This window comes from Arthrobacter sp. LAPM80 (assembly GCF_046736435.1).
GTDB lineage: Bacteria > Actinomycetota > Actinomycetes > Actinomycetales > Micrococcaceae > Specibacter.
In genome coordinates, this window is the sequence record NZ_JBCHVD010000026.1 from 1 (window position 1) to 20,316 (window position 20,316).

Sequence of the window (20,316 nt, forward strand, 5' to 3'; positions counted from 1 at the left end):
AGATAGAGGAGGGAGCAATGCCAGACCTGCCTAACAACGAAAATTGAGCGGCGAAACGCGTCTACGTTCCCAACGAAGTCGGCCAACACTTTCTGAAAGCTCGGAATATGGCCTCATCGGCTGGCGTAACTCTGGCAAATTCCAATCCTGATGGTCCACCGATCGGGGCTATTGTCTGTCCAAATGATCCGATTATTCAAAAACAAGATCCACCACCTGGAAGCACTGTGTACGAGCATGATTTGCCGCGGGTTAGGCTACGCTCCGATTTTGAACCAGATATGGCCCGAAAATGCGACATCCCGCCGCCATCAGTTGATTCAGTTCACGCCATTGCGGAAAAGCCTGCACAAACAATGGATCTCACTAGCGACAATCTGGGAGACGAGACAGCCCCGTAGATCGTTCCGCCCTCGACCTGCCTTCGTGCGACTTTCCAGCTCAAGCTTGCGCATGAATCGATGGGCCGTTCTCCGACTTTCTTACCGACATGCGTTCGGTCCCTCGTTTTGGTTATTGAATGACGGAAGCGGTCCCAGACACGAATTTTCCTCCTGTCGCGGGATGTCGACTGCAAGGATGCTTGGCCGCCTGACATGTCAACCTTGGTGAATAGTGATTCGGACTGGCACATCCACGAGGCGGAGCGCACGAAGATATCCACCAAATGCTGCTGCGGGTCCGGTTGCAGAGGCCTCGATCATTGTTCCAACTTGGAAGCGATTGCGTGCCTCGAATTCCAACGGGCTGATTGCATACAGCGTGGTCACTGTGCCCCCGTCCCGGTTCATCCATCAGTGAACGCATTGCATCTGGGTCGAAGGTTTAACCGTCGAAAGTCGAACGCTCGGCGAAGACGATTACGGGTTGAATGTTGCCGGCGAACGAGAGCCGCGGCGGGTAATGCTGATGCAAATCTGCGGCATCGATATCCAAGCGAGTCATAAGGCGCTGTAGCACTGACTCCTCTACCGACTCGAAGCGCGGTTCTACGCTGGAAAACGAAGCAATGATGCCGGCAGAAGTTCGCTCTGTCTCGATCTTCACCTCACCGATCGGCGCCTCGAAGAAGGACGTCGCAGCTTTGCTACGATTAGCCAGTGCGACCGCGGTAGCTATTGTGGCCTGGCCGCCAAACGGCACTTCAGCCGTTAGTGACAAGTAACGGATTCCAACGCGAGCTGGCTCGAACGCCGTGGGCGGCCGAGTTACGAATGTAGTCTCGGCATAGCCGCTGTTCGTGGCGATCTGCTGCATCTCAGAGGCGGACAGGGCGCTCGCGTCAAGGACCACGCCGGCGGGGTTTCCTCGGACGGATCCTAAGCAAAGGGAGTAAATCGCAACATCGCAGTCTCATTGTCCATTTCAGCGCTGCTAGAGCACTGGCATAGCTACCCAAGTGCCAGCTGACTCAACAACATCCGCATAGGGTTCGGCTCCCGGACGCGGCACAGAAACCCAACTGGGTGACCGTTGCCACATACTGGCGTCGTAAAGTGGCCGTATGATCCTCCCTGCTGTTCGCGACCCTCGTCTCGTGAGCATCCGCCATGGTGGGACGCTCACCGAAACCGACCACCAACTTCTCGCGGTGTGGGCGGCCATCTGCGCCGAACATGTGCTGCCTTTGTTCGAGGAGTCGAACCGCAGGGACTCCCGACCTCGTGAGGCGATTCACGCGGCGCGGGCTTGGGCTCGCGGCCAAGCAAAGACGATGCACACCCGTGCGATCGGCGGGCACGCCATGGGCGCTGCTCGCCCTTTGAGGGGCGCAGCGCGCTTTGCGGCGTATGCAGCGGGTCAAGCTGCCTGCGTTGCTCACGTTCCTGAGCACGACCTCGGTGCCGCTGCCTACGCCATAAAGGCGGTTCAGTCCACAGCTCCCCGGGGAAAGGAACATGAGGCAGGCCAGGCTGAGCGCGACTGGCAGCGACGGCAAATTCCCGATAGTCTTTACGACCTCGTCTTGGACGACCAAACCCGCCGCAACGATATTTGCTGGTATGTATTCAACGACTGAAACCTCGACGCGCTGACTTCGCCCGGTAAGGGTCTCAATTCCGGTCGAAGAAATACGTGCGCCTGATAGACTCCGCCGGCCTGCAGGGCTCCATGGGCAGGGTCGGGCAGCTAATGCCGCGATGGAAAGTTTCTTCTCGCTGCTATAAAAGTACGCTATAAAAGTACGTACTGAACCAAGAACGGTGGGAAACCCGGGATGAACTACGCCTGGCCATCGTGGTTCGGATCGAGAAAACCTACCACCGCCGACGCCGACAACTACGCCTAGGTAAACTAACGCCCATCGAGGTTGAGACAATAAACAGGACCACTCAACCGGTCACCGAGATTTCAGCCCCCCCTGTCAACTAAATCTTGGGCCGATCCTTGGGGCGATTATGGCCATCGGACGCGGCGGCTTGCGCGAGGGCCGTGGATACGTCGTCATGGACTGATCTGGCCACGGAGTCGACACCGAAGAGCTGAATGATTTCACTGGGCTGGGGAGGCCATATGGGCCGCTGTGCCCTGTGATTGCGGGGCACCGACGGTGAGAAAGGAGGTCTCAGGTGATGATGAAGTCGCTCGCGCGGGCAGCGTGATGGGGAGCGCTGAAAACGCATTGCCGTTATGGCTCGAACCCGTCTGATATGCCATCGAACTTTGCAGAAGTCAGCACTTGAAGTAGTGGTGACCACAGGGCCTGGATGTAACGAAAGTCGCCTGCCCATCAAAGCCGTCGCGAGTACCGGTTTCCTAGATATCTCCAGCGGTAGAAATCCTATTGGCCGCCAGTGGGCAGTTTTAACTGGCGGCTAACATCCACCAAGGAGTCATTTCCCCGGGCTGCGACCCAAGGGGCCGTGGGTGTGGTCCCGGCTTACATACCGAGGCCCATCGCGTTCCGGACTTCGTTAAGGATATGGCGGATAGCTGTCTCCGCCATCACAGCATCACCGCGGGCTACCGCGGCCGCTACATCCTCGTGCGCCTGTAAGGCTTCTTTCCGCGGCTTGAAGGGCATCAGTCCTTGCTTGGTGCGGCTGGTGAGCACCTCTGCCACCATGCCTTCGAGCGCCGTGAACATCTCATTGCCGCAGCTTTGGAGCAGCAGGGAGTGGAACGCAATGTCAACCGCCAGGAACGCCTCGAGTTCGCCGGCTTCGCCGAGGCGCCTCAGCTCTGCGGCGAGGAAAACCAGCCTAGCCCGTTCGGCGGCGCTTGCCCGGCGGGCAGCACCTGCGGCTGCAATGGGTTCCACGGCGATGCGCAGCTCGGTGAGGCTGCTGTACTGAATATCGCGTCTGTCAGAGGCTAGGCGCCAGCGCACCAGCTTGGGGTCGAAGACATTCCACAGCCTTCGCTCTTGAACCACGATGCCCACACGCCGGCGCGAATACACCAGGTTCATGGATTCCAGGACCTTCATGCTGTCCCGCGCAACGGTGCGGGAGACGCCGTACTCCTGTTGGAGGCCTTCCAGGGTCAGCCGGCTGCCTGGAAAAAGGATCCCGGCTGCAATGGCAGAGCCAACCGCCTCGATGACGCGTTCATGCATGGCGGGGGCGGCCCCGCCATTGTGCGCGTTGTCCGTGTCCGGTGGTGTCGCCGTCGACATATTTCCTGCCTTCCTCTGCGCTTGCGCGTCCTCCGATCCTACCGGCAAAACTTGGAAAGGTATGACTTATGACACCAACAGATAGTATCTATGACGTGAAATGGTGATACCTTAACTTTCTGCGTACTTTATTGTGAGTTGCGCAACGAAGTTTCTTCATTGAGCCAACGGCGTCTTCTTCGGAGGTACAACATGCAGTATCCAGACACGCATCTGGTGGTGATGGGCGTTGCCGGTTCCGGCAAGTCCACCATTGCGGCAGCACTTTCCCGACAGCTTGGCTGGGCCTGTGCCGAAGCGGACGAGTTCCACCCCCAGTCCAACATCGAGAAGATGACCCGGGGTATTCCCCTCCAGGACGAGGACCGTTGGCCCTGGCTGCGGTCAATTCAGGGCTGGATGAGCGCACATGCCGCTGCCGGGAAGAGCACCGTGCTCACGTGCTCCGCGCTCAAGCAGAGTTACCGTAAACTGCTCTCCGAGGCACAGGGCCGGGTCCTGTTCATCCACCTTGACGGAGGTGCGGAGTTGATTGGCCAGCGCATGCTGGGCCGCGAAGGCCACTTCATGCCGCCCACGCTCCTGCCCAGCCAGCTGGCCACTCTAGAACCGTTGACCCGCAACGAACTTGCCGCCGGCAGCCTATGTCTAGACATCTCCCGTTCCCCGGAGGAGATCGCCGCCGCCGTGCTGGCTGGCCTCACGCGTGCCGCCTAGGTCCCATAGCGCCTGCTGCGTACGCCCGATTTTCCCAATCCACAAGTAGTTCTAATTCAAAGGAGAACCATGGTCATCGAAGGATGGACCCAAACGTTGGGGGCAGGCCCACTGCTGCTCATAGCAGCGGCAGCGATCATCGTGCTGCTGTTCCTGATCATCAAGCTGCGGATGCACGCGCTGATCGCGTTGATCGTGATCAGTCTCGCAACGGCATTCGCCACCGGCATCCCCACCAAACAGGTGGTTCCTGTGCTGATCAATGGCTTCGGCACAACCCTGGGCACCGTGGCGCTCCTGGTTGGTCTGGGCGCGATGCTTGGCCGCATCGTTGAAACCAGCGGCGGCGCCAAGGTGCTGGCCGACTACTTGATCGGCGTCTTCGGCGAAAAGCGTGCCCCGTTTGCCCTCGGCCTCGCCTCCTTGATCTTCGGCTTCCCCATCTTCTTCGACGCCGGCCTCGTGGTCATGCTGCCCGTCGTGTTCGCCGTAGCCCACCGCCTTGGCGGGGGAGTGCTGCGCTACGGACTCCCGGCCGCCGGAGCCTTCTCCGTAATGCATATTTTCCTGCCACCGCACCCGGGCCCTGTCTCGGCTGCCGCTTTCTTTGATGCCAACATCGGTTTGGTCCTAATTGCTGGTCTCATCACCGCCATCCCCACCTGGTACGTCACCGCCTACCTGTTCGGCCTGTGGACCGGCAAGAAGCTGGTTCTGCCGGTGCCGGAAATCTTGGGCCACGCAAGTGCCGAGGCCGAGTCCCACCCGCCGCGCTTCCGGACCATCATTGGCCTGCTGCTCCTGCCGCTCGTGCTGATCTTCATTAACACCGGCCTGAACACCCTTGCCTCCTCCGGAGCGCTCTCCGACTCGGTCAAGGGCGAGCAGTGGTTCCAGATCCTGCGCGCCATCGGCGAAACTCCGGTGGCGCTGCTGATCGCGGTGCTGGTGGCCATGTTTGTGCTCGGCGCGCGCCGCGGCACCGACTCCGGGGCCATGGAGAAGCTGCTCGAATCCTCGCTGGGCCCGGTTTGCTCCGTCATCTTGATCACCGGTGCAGGCGGCATGTTCGGGGGCGTTCTCCGTGCCTCCGGCATCGGTGCCGCCTTGGCAGATGTCCTGGGCAACCTGGGCATCCCACTGATCCTGGCCGGGTTCCTGATCGCCGCCATTCTTCGCATCGCCCAGGGTTCGGCCACCGTGGCGCTGACCACCACCGCGGGCCTCATCGCCCCGGCAGTGGCCACCGCCGGACTGAGCGGCATGCAGATCGCCGCGCTGGTGATCGCAGTGGCGGCCGGATCAGTGGTGGTCTCCCACGTCAACGACTCCGGCTTCTGGCTGGTGGGCCGTTTCTTCGGCATGGATGTCAAGACCACCCTGAAGACCTGGACCGTCATGGAAACCCTCATCGGCGTCATGGGCTTCGCCATCGCCGCAGTCATCTTCCTGCTCGCCGGGGCGCTAGGTTAGCGACTCAATGCCAGCCACGGCAGACAGGGGACCACGGCGGGGCGCTGGCAGAACTGCCGGGCGTCCCGCCGTGGGCGCATCGCCGGGGTGCCGCCACTGCCCCAGGTTCTTGGCCTTGGAGATTTAGAGAAGTTCAGCCACTCCCCGTGCACCGTCATTGCCGCCAGGGTCACCCAAGCCTTAGATCTTGAAAGAATCACCAATCTCACCATAAACAAGCGGGAGTTGCTGGGGCTGAAGATGCGACCCAGACTAGCGCGCTCTTCAAGCGCTTGCCTTGCAAAGAAGGAGCTGGCTCACCTGAATAGGGGGAGCGGCATTGCGAGAAGATTTTGCTGAATGGCGGAGTTAAGGGGGAATTAGCTTCGTTTGCCTCTGACCTGAGGTGCATAGTCGCAGGTCAGAGGCCTTTTTGGTGCACCGGGCCGGACTCGAACCGGCGGCCAAGAGAATCTCACCATCTGGGTATGGCGGTGTGTCGTTGACCCTCAAAAGCATTGAGTTTTATGGAACTTTGGGCGATTTTAAAGGGGAAGACATGCCGTAGATAGCTGTAGTTTTTGTTTGAAAAGGGGGAGTTCCTCTGAGAGAGCCAGCGGCACTGTCGGGTACGGGTTCAAACTCTCGGCAAAGTAGGCCATGTTCGTGGCGCCCCATCGGGTGAGGGTGCTGTCCATGTTGACTATTTTACGCCTCGGGTGTGCGGCAAGAGGATGGTGGTTGTGCCGAGATCGGCCAGCCAGCATCGGGGGCGGCCCTGTGACTTCTGGAGCACCAAAGTAGATCTTTTTGGTTCACAGTTTCATGTGTCTTCTGGGGAACGCTTATGGATCGTCAAGTCTGTTGGCCGCGCTTTCAGTTACCTAGTCATTGTTCTGGCTGGATCAGTGTTCCATCGGTAGCTGTTGTCCCTGTTGCTCGGTTATGTTGGAGATATCTTCCGGGGCAAGATTGAGTTGATGCTGGAGGGCGGTCTGAAGCCAATCCGACAGGGAGGATTCCCGCGAGGGTTATGCGGCAGTTTCAACGGATTGGTAAAGACGTCCCGTTTGCATGATGACGTCCTTCAGCGGCTTAAGCGTGGGGTCATCACCTATCCGTGTGACGCGGGCTTTGAGTTCCTCGTAGATCTCGCCGTCGGATCTGACGCCCACGGCCCATACTTCAGAGATACCAAGGATCGGTGTGCCATCGGTGTCGGCGGTGACTCGCCAGACAATGCGCCAATCGAGGTCACCCACAACGAGCTTGCGGAACCCAATGAGGGCACCTAGAAGGGGCTCACCGGCACTAGACGAGCGCTTCAGGAGCAGCGTCTTCTTGAATACAGCCCGGACGATCGGGGGTCTTTCTTACCGAGTCGGTGTAGGTCGGCAATGGCATCTTCAGTGAGTCAAACCACGCAGACTCGCTGAGGATGCGGCGTCACGCTCGCCCTGCGGCGATATCGGCAGCAATCTCGGCCTCCAGCTCAGCACGGGTAAATCCAAAGAATTCCATGGCCAGGTCTAGATCGGTACGGACGCCACTGTCGGTGGCGAAACGAGCCATGACGAGCGCTGCATCGCGCAGAGTGTCACGATCCCGCCTAAGGCTGAAAATGTCTTCAGCGGATACAACCTCCGCGACGACTGTGCCATGTCGGGAAAGGGGAACATCATTTCCTGCTTCAGCCGAGGCAACCAGCGAGGATAGTCCGGCACGGGAAGCTTCTGTGATGGTCAAGGTGGTCATAGAGAAACTACACAGATTTCTGCCTAGATTCTCATTGGGATTGAGGCCATGAGATGGAGAAGCTGTCGGTGCAAGTCGGCATGGCCAGTCACCCGCTTTGCGTGACTGGCGAAATGGCCGATGGATCAAAACGAGGACCGCTGGATTCGCGTCCCGTACGGGGAACCCTGAGCGGACGCACGTCACCGTGCGAGTAGAAAAGAACTTATATTTTTGATTCGCCGTATGTGTAACTATGGCGAACGAGCACGGAGACGGAGGGGTCATGGCAGAGACTCAACACGATACGTACAAAGATGGAACACCGCTGGGTGAACGCCCCATGCTTGACGGGAAGAAGAACGGCAGGTGGCGCAATTGGTATTGCAACGGCCAGCCGAAGGCCCAAGGCGCCTTCATGCGGGGCGAGTTTGACGGGAGCGGGACGGGGTAGCGAGAAAACGGGGAGTTGCTCCAAAGAGGTGACTTCGTCGATGGCAAGCAGAATGGACTTTGGCAACGCTGGCATGACAATGGTGCTCTCATGGATGAGGGCATGTGGCGAGCTGGCAAGCGCTGCTGCGACTGGGTGTATTTACACCCCGGACGGATCCATCAGGAAGAAGCAAACCTTTAGCTAACCGGAATGGTGTAGAGGGGAACGGTTGGCGGGCACGAGCCTTCTGCTTTGCTCACCGTGTTAATGGCTTGGGTTTTCGGGCGAACATGATCAGGATTGCGCTGGGACCGCGCAGGTATGTGAGCTTGTAGGTGCCCAGGTAGGTGGCCAGCCCACGCAGCGGATAATAATCGTGTTTTGCCGCAATCGCCAGGGCATCTTCGATGTCGTCGACAGGGAAAGCGGCTCGGTGCATGCCGATTTCATTCGGCTGGGCGGGTTTGTTCTCGATCGCGTCCGGATGGATGTCTTCGAAAAACTCAAGGCGCCCGTGACAGTCCGGTGTCTGGAGCACTGCGATCTGGGCGTGATTTCCGTTGAGGCCGACAGCGGTCTCGGCCCACTTACCGCTGACAGTATCTCGGCCGAGCAGGGTGAGACCTAAGTCGGAAAAAGGCGATCGTAGCTTCGAGGTCGCGAACGGCGATCGCGATATTATCGAGTTTGGTGGCCATGTGTTGAAAGCTACCAAGACGGACCCAGCAACTCTAGGTTCATGGGTCGGTAGTGGTTTGAGTTTTTTGGCCGTGGCCCGGCGGCATCACTATTTTTGGCATGGATTGCTGCTGTTTCCTAGCTCCTGGAGCGCTGGTGGTCTTTTGGGTGACTTCGTAGTTGCCTGACAGTCCTGGCCACCCTGAGGGTGGTCGAGGTGGTGACTCTTCGGCCCCTGAGTTGGCCTTTAGCTTGCCGGGTTGGTGCGGTGGCTGCGGAGTTTGAGTAGGTTGTGGCACGCCGCGAGGAACTCCCATTCGTGGGCTGCTTTCTCGATGCCGCGGAGCAGGAGGTGTTTGCCTTGTCTGGTGTGGATTTGTCCGAAGACTGGTTCCACGATGGCCTTGCGCCGGGCGTACACCTCCCTACCTTTCTTCGTCTTGAATTTTCGGGCCATGCGTTCGCTCAGGGTTGCTTTGGCCGGGGTCCTGCCGCGGGGTGTTTCGGGGATCGGTGCACTGTGTTTCATGCGTCGGGTGGAGATGAAGAACCCTGTCTTATGAGCGGCTTCGATCTCCTTGATGTGTTCAAGATTCGCCGCTGAGCAGTACCCGGCATCGGCACTCCACGTCACAGGGACCGCACCCACCGTCGCGGTGGTGTGCTCGATCATGGGGAGCAGCTGCTGGATATCGGTCGGGGCGTTGTTCAGCACGGTGGCGATGATGACTTGGTGGTCGGCATCAACCACAGCCTGGGCGTTGTAACTGTAGTGGTAGGAACCGTCAGCGGTCTTCATGATCCGTGCGTCCGGGTCCGTGAAGTTCCGTTGCGTCTTCGGTTTCGGCACCGCGGTTGCCGCGGCCGTGTCACCGGCACCGGTGATGTCATCATCATCACCGCCACGGGAACGGGCCTCCTCCTCGGCAGCGTGGCGGGCTTTGTCCGCGGCTTCTTCCTCGATTGAGGCCCGTGCCACTGCCATCGCCTCCGCCCGTCCTTGCCGGTTCGCCAACTCCGCCGGCAGTTCGTCCCCACGCTTGCCCGGGCCGAAGCGGGCGTCTTCATCGGCATCAACGGTTTTTGCTTCTTCCATCAACGCACTGATCTCCTCAGCCAAGACTTTCTGTTTCTCGGTGAGCCGGGCGTAGGACATGGCCTTGTGCCGGGACGCGTTCGCCCGCACTTTCGTCCCGTCCAGGGCGACCTTGCCCAACGAGACCATGCCCGCGGCCTGGCACAGTTGCAGGGCCTGCAGGAACACGTTCGCCAACGCGGCCAGGTGGCGTTGGTGGAAACGTCCGATCGAGCGGAAGTCCGGGGCCTGCTGGGCAGCCAACCACCGAAACGCCACCACATCGGTACAAGCCCGTTCCAGTTCCCGGGAGGAACGGACCCCGACGCAGTATCCGTACAACACGATCCGCAACATCAACCGTGGATCATACGGTGGCTGACCCTTCGCCTTCCCATAGGCCCTATAGAACCGGTCCAGGTCCAGTTCCTCATCAACGAGTTCGCCGATGAATCGGGCCAGATGATCCTGGGGCAGCCACTCATCCAAGGACGGAGGGACCAGCATCACCGCGTCAGGCTCAAAAGCTTTGAAGCGTTTGTTCACGCCACCGTTGGAATCGATACGGCCGTCATCAACAACCGGCACACGCTCAACCACTGACTCATCAAAAAGGCCATCCTGGGCACCAACATCCATACCCCCAACTCTCCCAGCCACCCACCAAAAACCCGGGCTAATCCACCGGCGTCTTAAGAATCCGGGCCCCGGTTACTCACCCACGCACCTAGTGGCTGGGCGCAACAACTGCCCGTGTGCCGGTCGGGGCCGACCCGTGTATTTTTATGTGCGCGCTGGAGATGAAAGGACGCACCAGGGCAGTTTCAGAGGGGAACAGCTAGCGAACAAAATAAGGGTTACCGCTAGTGCTGCTGGTGTGGTTGTTACTCCACGTAACTAGTTGTCTTCGGTAGCCTCATCGTTCGCTGTTTTCTCTATCCAATCGCTCGCGTCATCCGAGAGGAGGAAGCCCTCTCCGTCGTCAGCTCTAACCCAAGATGCATCTGCCCTGGCTGGCCCTGCCACGGCTGTAATCTGATCAAGAATATTTGACAGGACGACATCTCTGTTGTTGTTGATCAAGCATTGGTGGGTTGATGCGTTTAATGCTGGCCACCAGTCCTCAATACTCATGTCCTCATTTTCGCACCAGACCGTTCACAGGGAAACGCCCTGCGGTACGGTGTCGCTCAACGAATCCGCCTATGGGGCGGTACCGCCAGTGGGCGATAAATTCCGTAGTTTTCTGTTGAAATGCGGGAGAGAGTGATTACCATCGTCGCCGGCGACTGACTGTAGCCACCAGGGCAACGGCCACATAAATCAAAGCCATTACAAAGAGAATTGGCCACAAGTACGAGGCCCAAAGTCGAAGGTGGCCACCGTGTCGTCACATGTGCTCGTGCATCCAGCACAGGACATCGGCAGGGCGGGAACGTTTATGTGTCCATCAATCCATTCGCCACAGTGATTGCGGCCGCCGGAGGCAACTCGGGGCAGTCCCTGTGGATGCTGCGGGGGAGTAGCGGATTGGACGCAAGCGGAAAGTGTCGGCGGTTTAGGAGACGGCAATATGACAGCATGTGCGGTTCGGGGGACGTCCTTGTCGATCTAAACGACGGATCTTCTTGTGCTTAGGGTAAGGGGGCACAAGATCCGGCGACCCCGTTTCTCTCCTCAGCATATTTTCTGGTGGCCAGCTTGCGCGGTGAACCTGAAGGAGCAGCGTGTACCGTCGGCGTGGGGGCGAGGAGTTTGTCCCGAGAATATGCGAAGCGCCTGGGTAAAACCTTCGACGCGCGGGCCCGCCGATGGATGGCTAGATACAGTGACGCGGGTGCGTACCTGATGACACCATGGGCCCTCAGATTACTGAACCGCGAAGGCTCAAGGTTCAGTCCTGTTCCAGTGCTACCAAGACTCCGACATTGTCAGATCCGATTCCAGCCAAGGGCCGCTCGTAACCCTTAGCGAAAATGGTGCGGGGCGGGCAAGGGATGCATACAGATGCACTTTCCTTGCCCGCCCCATAGGGTAACTTGCTGTGGTCGTCTCAAGCTGTCGACAACCACCTACTGCTGGTGTTGCTGTGGTCGTCTCAAGCTGTCCGACGACCACGTACTGCTGTGGTCGTCTCAAGCTGTCGATGACCACGTACTGCTGTGTTGCTGTACCCGTCTCCTGCTGCTTGACGGCCTAGTACTGCTGGCAATGCTGTGTTGCTGTATCCGTCTCCTGCTACTCGACGGCCTGGTACTGCTGGCAATGCTGTGTTGCTGTGGTCGTCTCAAGCTGTCGATGACCACGTACTGCTGTGTTGCTGTATCCGTCTCCTGCTGCTTGACGGCCTAGTACTTCTGTGTTGCTTTATCCGTCTCCTGCTGCTTGACGGCCTGGTACTACTGGTGTTGCTGTGGTCGTCTCAAGCTGTCGATGACCACGTACTGCTGTGTTGCTGTATCCGTCTCCTGCTGCTCGACGGCCTGGTACTGCTGGCAATGCTGTGTTGCTGTGGTCGTCTCAAGCTGTCCGACGACCAGATGTTACTGCAACGGTGCTTCCCCCTCGACAACCAATTACAACTACTTTGAACGGGGGAACTTCCGTTCTCTTTTTCTTACGAGAAAAAATATAACCAGTCTTTGAAATCTCGTCAAGTCGCCTTTGGGCAGTCTGCGTTAGATCGCATTTTTCGGTTGACTCGGGACCAACTTTGTGTCGGGCAATGGTTCAGCCACGCGTGATCGAGCTCGTCTGTCTGAGTGAGCGTTGCGGCACTGTGAACCAGCGCGATGGGCGCGACTTCAGGGATGGCGTACTACGGCGGTGCGTGAGGGTTAGTCCCCTAAATTCACTGCACTATGGTTCATAACCGCAGGTCAGAGGAATGTTGTGCCCCGGGCCGGACTCCAACCGGCGGCCAAGAGAATCTCACTGCCTGAGTGTTGATGTGTGTCGTTGACTCTCAATAACATTGAATTTCAGGGACTTCTGAGTGGTTTCAAAGACGATGACTTGCCGTAGATACGGGTAGTTTTCGTTTGAGAAGGGTGAGCTCCTCTTCGTGAGCCAGCGGGAACTGTCTGGGAAGGGGTTCAATTCTCTGCAAAGTGGCTCGTGTGTACGACGCGCAATCGTGTGGAGGCTGTCGTCCATGTTCACGATTTTGGGCTCGGGGACCGCTCAGTGGATTCATGTGAGCGCTGTAGCTGCAAAGTCGCGCCATGGCAGTTTCAGCGGGGAATGCTCACTGGATTGCTGTCGCCTTTTCGGGAGGGAAGGTTTTGGGTGAAGTGAAGTCGAAGTTATCCACGATGAACGCGGCGCGTTCCCACGGACGTGCCGCTTGGAAGTAGAGGCGCTGTCCGCCGACATAACGGCGCATCGTGGCGTGCTGCGGTTTCGGTGAAAGGAACATCCAGGAACACCGAGGCATCCCAATGGGATGCGAGCCCATCGCGGTCCAGGACCATCCCTTCCGCCACGTCGAGTGCATCCGAAGGTGCATGAACCGCCTGCGCCTGTGCGATGCGGTCGGTCATCTAGTCATAGGAAGCCGGCGGTTCCAGCCGTCCCCGTTCGGACTGAGGGGCGCGAGCACGTGGTCGTGGAGAGCGGCATAGTTGTAGGTGTCCTGCCAAAAGCCGTCCGGTCAGGCCCGACCCTTGGCATGCCTGAGATGAGAGGGGTTCAAAAAGTTGTCGACGTGGTGGATGATGATCACGGGTCGATCCTGGATCCATGCCACCAGGTTGGCGGTGAAGGATGTCTTGCCACTGCCATCTCTTCCATCGACTGCCACGACCCGACGGCCGGCTCCGACGGCACTGAGCTTGTCACGTGCCAGTGATCGCATGAACGTGTCCATACCGCCATGTTCCAAGACGACACCCACACCGATGCCCGCTAGGCCAAGGAACCTACAACGGGACATCCTCAAACGGGTGGTCAGGGCGTCACGATTACTTGATTCCGGCGTCGTTCTTGAAATTGGAGCCATAATGTTGACGACGTACCCATGGTGTTGTTCGCGCACACGGCGTATGGGACCAAGAATTCACTAACGATGCAGGATGACATGCTCCGGTCTGAGGTCGGAGACTTTGGAGACCCCCAATAGCTGCATGGCACGTCTGACTTCGCCAGCCAAGATATCAATGGCCCTGTCAACACCGATTTTGCCACCGGCCATCAGGCCGTAGAGCCAGGCTCTGCCTACTAGTACGAAGTCTGCACCGGCGGCAAGAGCCGCGACGATATCTCCGCCGTTGAGGATACCTGTGTCGTAGATGATTTCTATGGAGGTCCCTACGGTTTCACGGACCGCGGGCAGTTCGTGGAGCGGGGTCGCCGCACGGTCCAATTGGCGTCCCCCGTGGTTGGAGATGACGATTCCGTCGATGCCGTGTCTGGCGGCTCGCCCTGCATCCTCCGCGGTTTGTATTCCCTTGACGAATAGCTTGCCGTCCCAGATGGAACGCAGCCAATCAAGGTCCGCATAGCTGAGCGCAGGATCGAAAAGGTCTACGAGGACTGCCTCCATGTCTGTGTTCGTCCCTTCCAGGGAAGCGAATGCGGGAGGGGGAGTGGTCAAGAAGTCAAACCACCAGGCGGGTCTGTATGAGGCGTCCAAAACGGTCTTCAGCGTAATCGCGGGCGGTAGTGTCATGCCGTTGCGGACGTCCCTGCGGCGGGTAGAGGAAACCGAGCAGTCGACCGTGACCAACAGGGTGTCGTAGCCGTTGGTCTTGGCACGTTCGACCAACTGGCGTGTCAATTGCCTGTCTTCGCCGACATACAGCTGGAACCATCGTCGGCCATTGGGCGCTGCAAGGGCTATGTCTTCGATGGATGTCGTCGCGAGTGTGGACAGGGCAAAGGGAATGCCATGCTCGACGGCGGCAGCGTATCCGGCTTGTTCCCCGGCGGCATGCATCATCCGAGTGAATCCCGTCGGTGCGATACCGAAGGGAAGGTTGCTGGTACCGCCGGCGATTTCGGCTCGGAGGTCAATTCCGGAGACATCATTGAGTACCGTTGGTCTGAACTCCACGTTCCTAAATGCAGAACGCGCACGGCCGAGGCTGATTTCATCCTCTGCCGCGCCGTCGACGTAGTCGAACGCTGCCTTGGGTGAGCGTCGCCGCGCTATCAGCCGCAAGTCCTCGATTGTAATTGCCTGCTCCACGCGCTGCGCCGTCGTGAGAGCTGGCAGACGAAACTTCAGGAGTGGAGCCAGTTCTGCTGGCCTGGGAAATTGACGCTTCATTTTCGTCCTTGCGGGGTTGAAATGGAACTTTGCCCCGGTCGTAACTCCCATGATGGAAGTGGACAAAGCAGAGTTCCTTGATCTGGTCGTCGATCGAGATTCTGACATTACGAGGGCCAACAACCTACGTGGAGGTGCACTCGTACCATCGTCGTGGGAACAGTGAATTTGAAAATGCGGGCGCCCTTCGGCTCGTGGTTCTCGATAGTGTCCGGATCGTGTCGAAGTGCTTCACTCGGTCGAGGAGGGTGATTTCAGGATGGGGCAGACTGACGATGCCGCCGCCGACTGGCCTGGTTTGCCGATCCGTGCTTTGGCAACGGATCGGTGGTGACCTCGGCATTGTTTTGGCGGGTGTGCCATGGCTTCGTTTCCGACGATGAAGGGCAGCCGGAGGAAGTTGGCAGGACGGTGGACTTTTTGACGCTCACGGGGGCTGCTTCCTGTGGGGTTTGTGCCCGGATGGTTCCGATCGTGGGCCGGTCGGACCAGATGGCGGATTGCGCCCATGTTGCTGCTCTGTTCATGACGCAACGTAGAAGAGGCGTTTGTTGACGAACTCATCCATGCCGAGAGGTCCTAGTTCGCGGCCGTACCCGGAGCGTTTTATGCCACCGAACGGCATCTCGGCTCCATCAGCTTGGGCCGTGTTGATGGCGGCCATGCCGGAATGCAGTTGTTGAGCGACTGCGCGTGCACGCTGTTCGTTGGTGCTGAATACTGCGGCACCGAGACCGTAGTCGGTGTCGTTGGCCAGGGCGATGGCCTCTTCGTCGCTGGCGACCTTGTAAATGACGGCGGCGGGGCCAAAGAGTTCCTCACGGTAGGCCCGCATACCGGCGGTGATGCCGGTGAGCACGGCCGGATGCACAAAGGAACCCGGGCCGTCGAAGCGTACGCCACCGGTGTGGAGCACGGCTCCCTTGGAGACGGCGTCTTCGATTTGTGAGAGCAGCCCTGTGGCGGCTGGTTCCGAGGACAGGGGCGGGAAAGTACCGGGCTCGTCCAGAGCAGGGTTGCCGGGGACAAGTGCGGCTGCTTGGGTGGTGACCTCGGCGACGAATTCGTTATAGATGGTATCCATGACGATGATGCGTTTATTGGAATCGCAGGATTGGCCGGCGTTGCTCATGCGGGTTTCAAGGGCTGCCCGGGCGGAGGCTTTGACGTCGTTGCTGTCCAGGATGATGTACGGGTCGGAACCGCCGAGCTCCAGGACTACTTTCTTGAGGTTCCTTCCAGCGATCTCGGCGACCGCGGCGCCGGCCCTTTCGGAGCCAGTGAGGGAGATGCCCTGGATGCGGGGGTCCGCGATGATGGTCTCGATTTGTTCGTGGCTTGCGTACACGTTCGTGTAGACACCCGTTGGAAGCCCTGCATCTTCCATGAGTTGCTCGATCGCGCGGGCGGACCGGGGGCAATTTTCTGCGTGTTTGAGGATGATGGTATTTCCGAGGACCAGATTTGGTGCGGCGAACCGGGCTACCTGGTAGTAGGGGTAGTTCCAGGGCATGATGCCTAGGAGAGGGCCCACGGGCAGTTTCTGGATCTTTGCACTGGCCCCGTTGAGTGCCTTGATCGGCTGGTCCGCAGCCAGTGTTGGGCCCTCCTCGGCGTAGTAGTTGAAGATCTCGGTGCAGAAGCGGGCTTCACCGATGGCTTCGGAGCGGCGCTTACCCATCTCCTCGGTAATGATGGCGGCCAGTGCGTCCCTGCGGTCGGTGAAAAGCTGACCGATACGCGCCACGATTCGGGCCCGCTCAGTGATGGGCACCTGCCGCCACGTGTGGAAGGCCCGGTCCGCAGTGGTTATTGCTTCCTGCAGAGCCGCATCGGAGATGGTTGAAAATTTTTCCACGAGCGTGCCGGTGGCAGGGTTGAGCACCCGGTAGCCGGGGGAGTGGGATGAGGGGTGCGTGGTGGCTGTCACGGCAAGAGTCCTTCTCTGCTGGTGTGCGGGTGCTGGAAATATTGGCTGGCTTCGGGCCCTGCGTGACGGCGCTTCCTGGAGTCGAAAGGGCCGTCACGCAGTTCATTCTGGCGTCAGGGTCGGGCTGCCTTGGGGTACCACACACGTTCGCCATTGGGTGTGGCGGAGTAGTCAGGCCAGGCGAACTCGGTCGGCGGCATGAAGTCGGCGGGCAGCAGTACCGGCATGGGGTCCTCTGCTGTGCGGTGGTCGAACTCTTCTTTGGCAGCTGACAGGATTTCTGGGCTGTTGAGCAGGTCCATGAAGGTGCCGGCGATCGTTTTGCCGGCGACGTCGATGGTGGGGTCGATTGTTTCGGCGATGCCGCCAAGGGCGTTCATGACCCAGCCCGGGTAGGCTCCTTGTCCCGGGGCTGGTTTCAGGGCGGGGCGGGAGACATAGAACCTCACGGTGGGTGCGTAGTGGGTCATTTCTACGTAGTCGTCGCTGGTCCAGTTTTTCTGCCAGGGTGCCAAGTGTTCGCGCAGAGCGGTTTCAGCGTCCTGGGGGCTGATGAGTTGTTCGCATTCGTCCAGGAACGGCTTTTCCATGGGCTCGATACCGAGTTTTTTCTGGATTTGTTGCGCGGCGGCAATTGCGGCGGGCCCATACTGCGGTGCTCCCACGGCCTCGAGGTTGTTGTAAAGGGCTTGGGCGAGTACGTGATTGGTACGTCCGGGCCGGTTCCGCGCCACCCAGGTGGTGCTGAGGGTGCAGTGGGCCATGGCTGCGGCGTGCTCGGCGTTGCGGTCAAGGACGGTCAGGACGTGCTCAGCCATGTCCAGGGTTGGGCAGCGCCAGGAATACTGGATTTGCGCGATCCGTGCCGGCAGGTTGTCCGCCGTTGCCTGGCCTTGGGTGAAGATGGCGTCGGAGAGGCTCCAGCCGCCGAAGCTGGGCAGCATGGCATCCTGCATGATCCGTGAGGAAGTGTACATGCTCATCAGGGCCACGTTGGCTCCCGGCGCGCGTGCGGCGGAGTGGGAAGCGGGGATGGGGGAGTTCGGGTTGGCGTTCAGCTGCCAGGTTTCCGGTTCGTCGCAGACGAAGGTGTAGACCTTGCTGTAATAGCTGCCGCATTGTGTGTCCCACCTGGCGGTGTTGCACAGCGGGAGCATGTAGAAGGGGTGGAAGCTGACGATTGCGTCGACGCCGTCGTAGTAGCCGCGCAGACCGTGGACGACCTTGGAACCCTGAACTTTTTCTGCCGGTTCCCCAGTGTATTTGAGGGTCCCTGCGATCCCGTGAACGGTCATTGCATGCTTTGCTCCCAGCAGGCCGGCCAGGGTGGAAATGCCCAGTGCCGAGTGTGGGTCCGTGTGGCCGGGGGCGTAGGGGCTCAGTCCGTCGCGGGGGGAGGGGTCCGTCCCGGCGGACTGGCAGTTGCCGGGTACGGCGTCATATTCCGCGTACGTCAACAGAACTGGCCCGCCCTGCCCAAGGGACCATTCTGCGCTGAATGCCGTGGGCATGTCAGCGCTGCCGGCCTCGACGGTGAAGCCCTCGGCGCGGAGCAGTTCCACATACCACTGCGCGGACTTGTATTCGCGCCAGGCCGGTTCAGCCAGGTCCCAAATGTGGCGGTGCCAGGCAGAGAGCCGGTCCATGTTCTCGCTGATCCACTGCTGTGCGGTTGCCTTTGACGCGGCTGCCAGGATGCTGTCTGTGGTGTCGGGTGCAGAAATGCTCATGGTGATTCCTAGGAGTTCGAGTCGGACGTGGTGGCGGTGAAGAGGTGCAGGGGCACGTGGATTAGCTGCAGGCCGCCGCGTTTCAGCGCGTCCCCCAGAGCCGGGGTAAAATCGGTGGCGTCGGTGAGCCGGTGGCCGGTCCCCCCAAAGGCGGTGGCCAGGGCTGCCCAGTCGGGTTGGACGAGATCGACGCCAACGGGCGCGATATCCCGGTCTTCTTCGTTGGCGCGGATCTCGGCATAGCCGCCGTTGTCCACGCAGACCACGACGAGGTCCAGGCCCTGCTCGACGGCGGTCATCAGTTCCTGAACGGCAAACATCAAGGCGCCATCTCCCAGGATGCACACCACGGGCCTTTCAGGGGCGGCAATCTTGGCGCCGATCGATGCCGGCAGCCCATAGCCCAGCGTGGCGTAGGCCGGCGTGTACAGCAGCGAATGGGGGAGCTCGTGTGGGATGAACGACGCCGTGCCGAGGTACGTGATTTGTGAAGAGTCCCCGCCCACAATAGTGTTGGCCGGCAGCACCGATGCGGCTTCTTCCGCGATCCGGCTCAACACCGGCGAGAGCGCGCGGGCCTGGCTGCGCAGAGTTTCCCGGACTGTGGCAAGATCGGCCGCTTCCCGGCGTAGGTTGGCCAGTTCTGCAGTCAGCTGGGGAACGACGGCGGCTGCGTCACCAATCAGTGCGACGTCGGAGTTCACGTTCTTGTGCGCCTGAGAGGCAAGGATGTCCAATCGAATGACACGTCCCTGCGGTGTGAGCGTGCCGCCCCAGAGCTCGGACTCGCCCACCTTGGAACCAATGACCAGCAGCACGTCTGCGTCGTTGCACAGTGACTGAGCGGCCGGAAGGCGAATGTCCGAACCCAACGACAGCGGGTGGCTCTCGGCCAGGGTCCCCTTGCCATTGAGTGTGGTGACCACCGGGGCCTGGAGCAGTTCAGCCAACTTGGCCAGCCCGCCACCGACACGAGTGGAACCACCACCGGCCAATATCACCGGCCGGGCAGCGCCGCGGAGGAGCTCACTTGCCGCCTTCAAGAGCTCGGGGTCCGCGGTCTTCCCGGTTCGGACCGGTTTGGCTTCCAACAGTTCCACCGGGCAGTCGGAGAGGCCTTCAAGGACGTTCAGGGGTACCTCGATGTGGACGGGGCGTGGCCGGCCGTACCGAAACAATTCAAACGCGTCGTGGACTGCCTGGACCGCCTCGGTAGCTGAGTGGACCCGTCGGCTCCATTCCATGATGGCGCCCGCCGCAGCCGATGCGTCTTTCGTTTCGTGCAGCGAGCCGATATCGGCGAACTCGCCACCTTCGGGCACACCGGGAGAAAGTATGATCAACGGACGTGATTCGCAGTATGCGGTCCCGGCCGCGGACAGGGCATTGAGCAGACCCGGCCCGGAGGTGGTGATGACAACGCCGGGCAAGCCCTTCTGTTGGGCCCAACCGTCCGCGCCGTAACCGGCACCTTGCTCATGTCGCGTCGTCACGGGTCGAATGCCCAGCGGCACCAGATGCCGGTAAAACTCCAGGTTGTGCGTACCTGGAATGCCGAAGATCGCATCCACCCCGTAGTTGCGCAACGTCTTCAAAATAGCGAAGCCGGCGTTGTTCACCGTGGGCGTTGCCCTGGACTGCTGGGTAGTTTCTGTCGTCATGCTCTCCATGGTGGG

Annotated in this window: 16 protein-coding genes and 2 pseudogenes; 5 read left to right on the plus strand and 13 right to left on the minus strand. The window is 59.8% G+C overall.

Going from position 1 to position 20,316, the window contains the following annotated elements; genetic code table 11:
• Positions 1-825: 825 nt before the first annotated feature.
• Entirely contained in the window at positions 826-1,338 is a 513-nt protein-coding gene (locus AAGW05_RS17205) for a PhzF family phenazine biosynthesis isomerase (RefSeq protein ID WP_411805817.1), read from the minus strand.
• Between the two features lie 199 nt (positions 1,339-1,537).
• On the opposite strand from AAGW05_RS17205, the gene AAGW05_RS17210 reads away from it, so the two are divergent.
• Positions 1,538-2,020, plus strand: coding sequence for a putative immunity protein (locus AAGW05_RS17210; RefSeq protein WP_411805785.1), 483 nt, complete (start codon positions 1,538-1,540; stop codon positions 2,018-2,020).
• A 29-nt stretch (positions 2,021-2,049) separates the two neighbouring features.
• Positions 2,050-2,373: pseudogene (locus AAGW05_RS17215) on the plus strand (IS3 family transposase); the annotation flags it as partial.
• Between the two features lie 508 nt (positions 2,374-2,881).
• Here the strand turns inward: AAGW05_RS17215 and AAGW05_RS17220 are convergent.
• Positions 2,882-3,619, minus strand: coding sequence for a FadR/GntR family transcriptional regulator (locus tag AAGW05_RS17220; protein ID WP_411805786.1), 738 nt, complete (start codon positions 3,617-3,619; stop codon positions 2,882-2,884).
• 192 nt (positions 3,620-3,811) lie between these two features.
• Here AAGW05_RS17220 and AAGW05_RS17225 point away from each other — a divergent pair, with 192 nt between their 5' ends.
• Both AAGW05_RS17225 and AAGW05_RS17230 read left to right on the plus strand, forming a co-directional pair.
• The gene (locus AAGW05_RS17225; protein ID WP_411805787.1) at positions 3,812-4,336 is read left to right on the plus strand and encodes a gluconokinase; all 525 of its coding nucleotides are present in this window, start codon (positions 3,812-3,814) and stop codon (positions 4,334-4,336) included.
• A gap of 69 nt (positions 4,337-4,405) precedes the next feature.
• Positions 4,406-5,809 carry a GntP family permease gene (locus AAGW05_RS17230; RefSeq protein WP_411805788.1) on the plus strand — a complete coding sequence of 468 codons (1,404 nt, stop codon included), beginning with the start codon at positions 4,406-4,408 and terminating at the stop codon, positions 5,807-5,809.
• Positions 5,810-6,819: 1,010 nt separating this feature from the next.
• Here AAGW05_RS17230 and AAGW05_RS17235 read toward each other — a convergent pair.
• Complete coding sequence (locus tag AAGW05_RS17235) at positions 6,820-7,050, minus strand: hypothetical protein (RefSeq protein WP_411805789.1); 231 nt, start codon at positions 7,048-7,050, stop codon at positions 6,820-6,822.
• Between the two features lie 184 nt (positions 7,051-7,234).
• On the minus strand, positions 7,235-7,543 hold the full coding sequence (locus AAGW05_RS17240) for a type II toxin-antitoxin system Phd/YefM family antitoxin (protein ID WP_411805790.1): 309 nt from the start codon (positions 7,541-7,543) through the stop codon (positions 7,235-7,237).
• 265 nt (positions 7,544-7,808) lie between these two features.
• Between AAGW05_RS17240 and AAGW05_RS17245 the strand changes: the two genes are divergently transcribed.
• Complete coding sequence (locus AAGW05_RS17245; RefSeq protein WP_411805791.1) at positions 7,809-7,976, plus strand: hypothetical protein; 168 nt, start codon at positions 7,809-7,811, stop codon at positions 7,974-7,976.
• A gap of 238 nt (positions 7,977-8,214) precedes the next feature.
• Here the strand turns inward: AAGW05_RS17245 and AAGW05_RS17250 are convergent.
• The 9 genes and pseudogenes from AAGW05_RS17250 to AAGW05_RS17290 form a co-directional block, all read right to left on the minus strand.
• A pseudogene (locus AAGW05_RS17250) lies at positions 8,215-8,656 on the minus strand (VOC family protein).
• Between the two features lie 227 nt (positions 8,657-8,883).
• Positions 8,884-10,350, minus strand: a complete 1,467-nt coding sequence (locus AAGW05_RS17255) for an IS1182 family transposase (RefSeq protein ID WP_411805792.1) — start codon at positions 10,348-10,350, stop codon at positions 8,884-8,886.
• 258 nt (positions 10,351-10,608) lie between these two features.
• The gene (locus AAGW05_RS17260; RefSeq protein WP_411805793.1) at positions 10,609-10,845 is read right to left on the minus strand and encodes a hypothetical protein; all 237 of its coding nucleotides are present in this window, start codon (positions 10,843-10,845) and stop codon (positions 10,609-10,611) included.
• A 2,113-nt stretch (positions 10,846-12,958) separates the two neighbouring features.
• Positions 12,959-13,129 carry a hypothetical protein gene (locus AAGW05_RS17265; protein ID WP_411805794.1) on the minus strand — a complete coding sequence of 57 codons (171 nt, stop codon included), beginning with the start codon at positions 13,127-13,129 and terminating at the stop codon, positions 12,959-12,961.
• Positions 13,130-13,363: 234 nt separating this feature from the next.
• The gene (locus AAGW05_RS17270; RefSeq protein ID WP_411805795.1) at positions 13,364-13,567 is read right to left on the minus strand and encodes a hypothetical protein; all 204 of its coding nucleotides are present in this window, start codon (positions 13,565-13,567) and stop codon (positions 13,364-13,366) included.
• A gap of 204 nt (positions 13,568-13,771) precedes the next feature.
• Positions 13,772-14,899, minus strand: a complete 1,128-nt coding sequence (locus AAGW05_RS17275) for an alpha-hydroxy acid oxidase (RefSeq protein ID WP_411805796.1) — start codon at positions 14,897-14,899, stop codon at positions 13,772-13,774.
• Positions 14,900-15,503: 604 nt separating this feature from the next.
• Positions 15,504-16,910 carry an NAD-dependent succinate-semialdehyde dehydrogenase gene (locus tag AAGW05_RS17280; protein ID WP_411805797.1) on the minus strand — a complete coding sequence of 469 codons (1,407 nt, stop codon included), beginning with the start codon at positions 16,908-16,910 and terminating at the stop codon, positions 15,504-15,506.
• A gap of 113 nt (positions 16,911-17,023) precedes the next feature.
• Positions 17,024-18,640, minus strand: a complete 1,617-nt coding sequence (locus AAGW05_RS17285) for an amidohydrolase (RefSeq protein ID WP_411805798.1) — start codon at positions 18,638-18,640, stop codon at positions 17,024-17,026.
• 8 nt (positions 18,641-18,648) lie between these two features.
• On the minus strand, positions 18,649-20,301 hold the full coding sequence (locus tag AAGW05_RS17290) for a thiamine pyrophosphate-binding protein (RefSeq protein WP_411805799.1): 1,653 nt from the start codon (positions 20,299-20,301) through the stop codon (positions 18,649-18,651).
• Between the last annotated feature and the right edge of the window lie 15 nt (positions 20,302-20,316).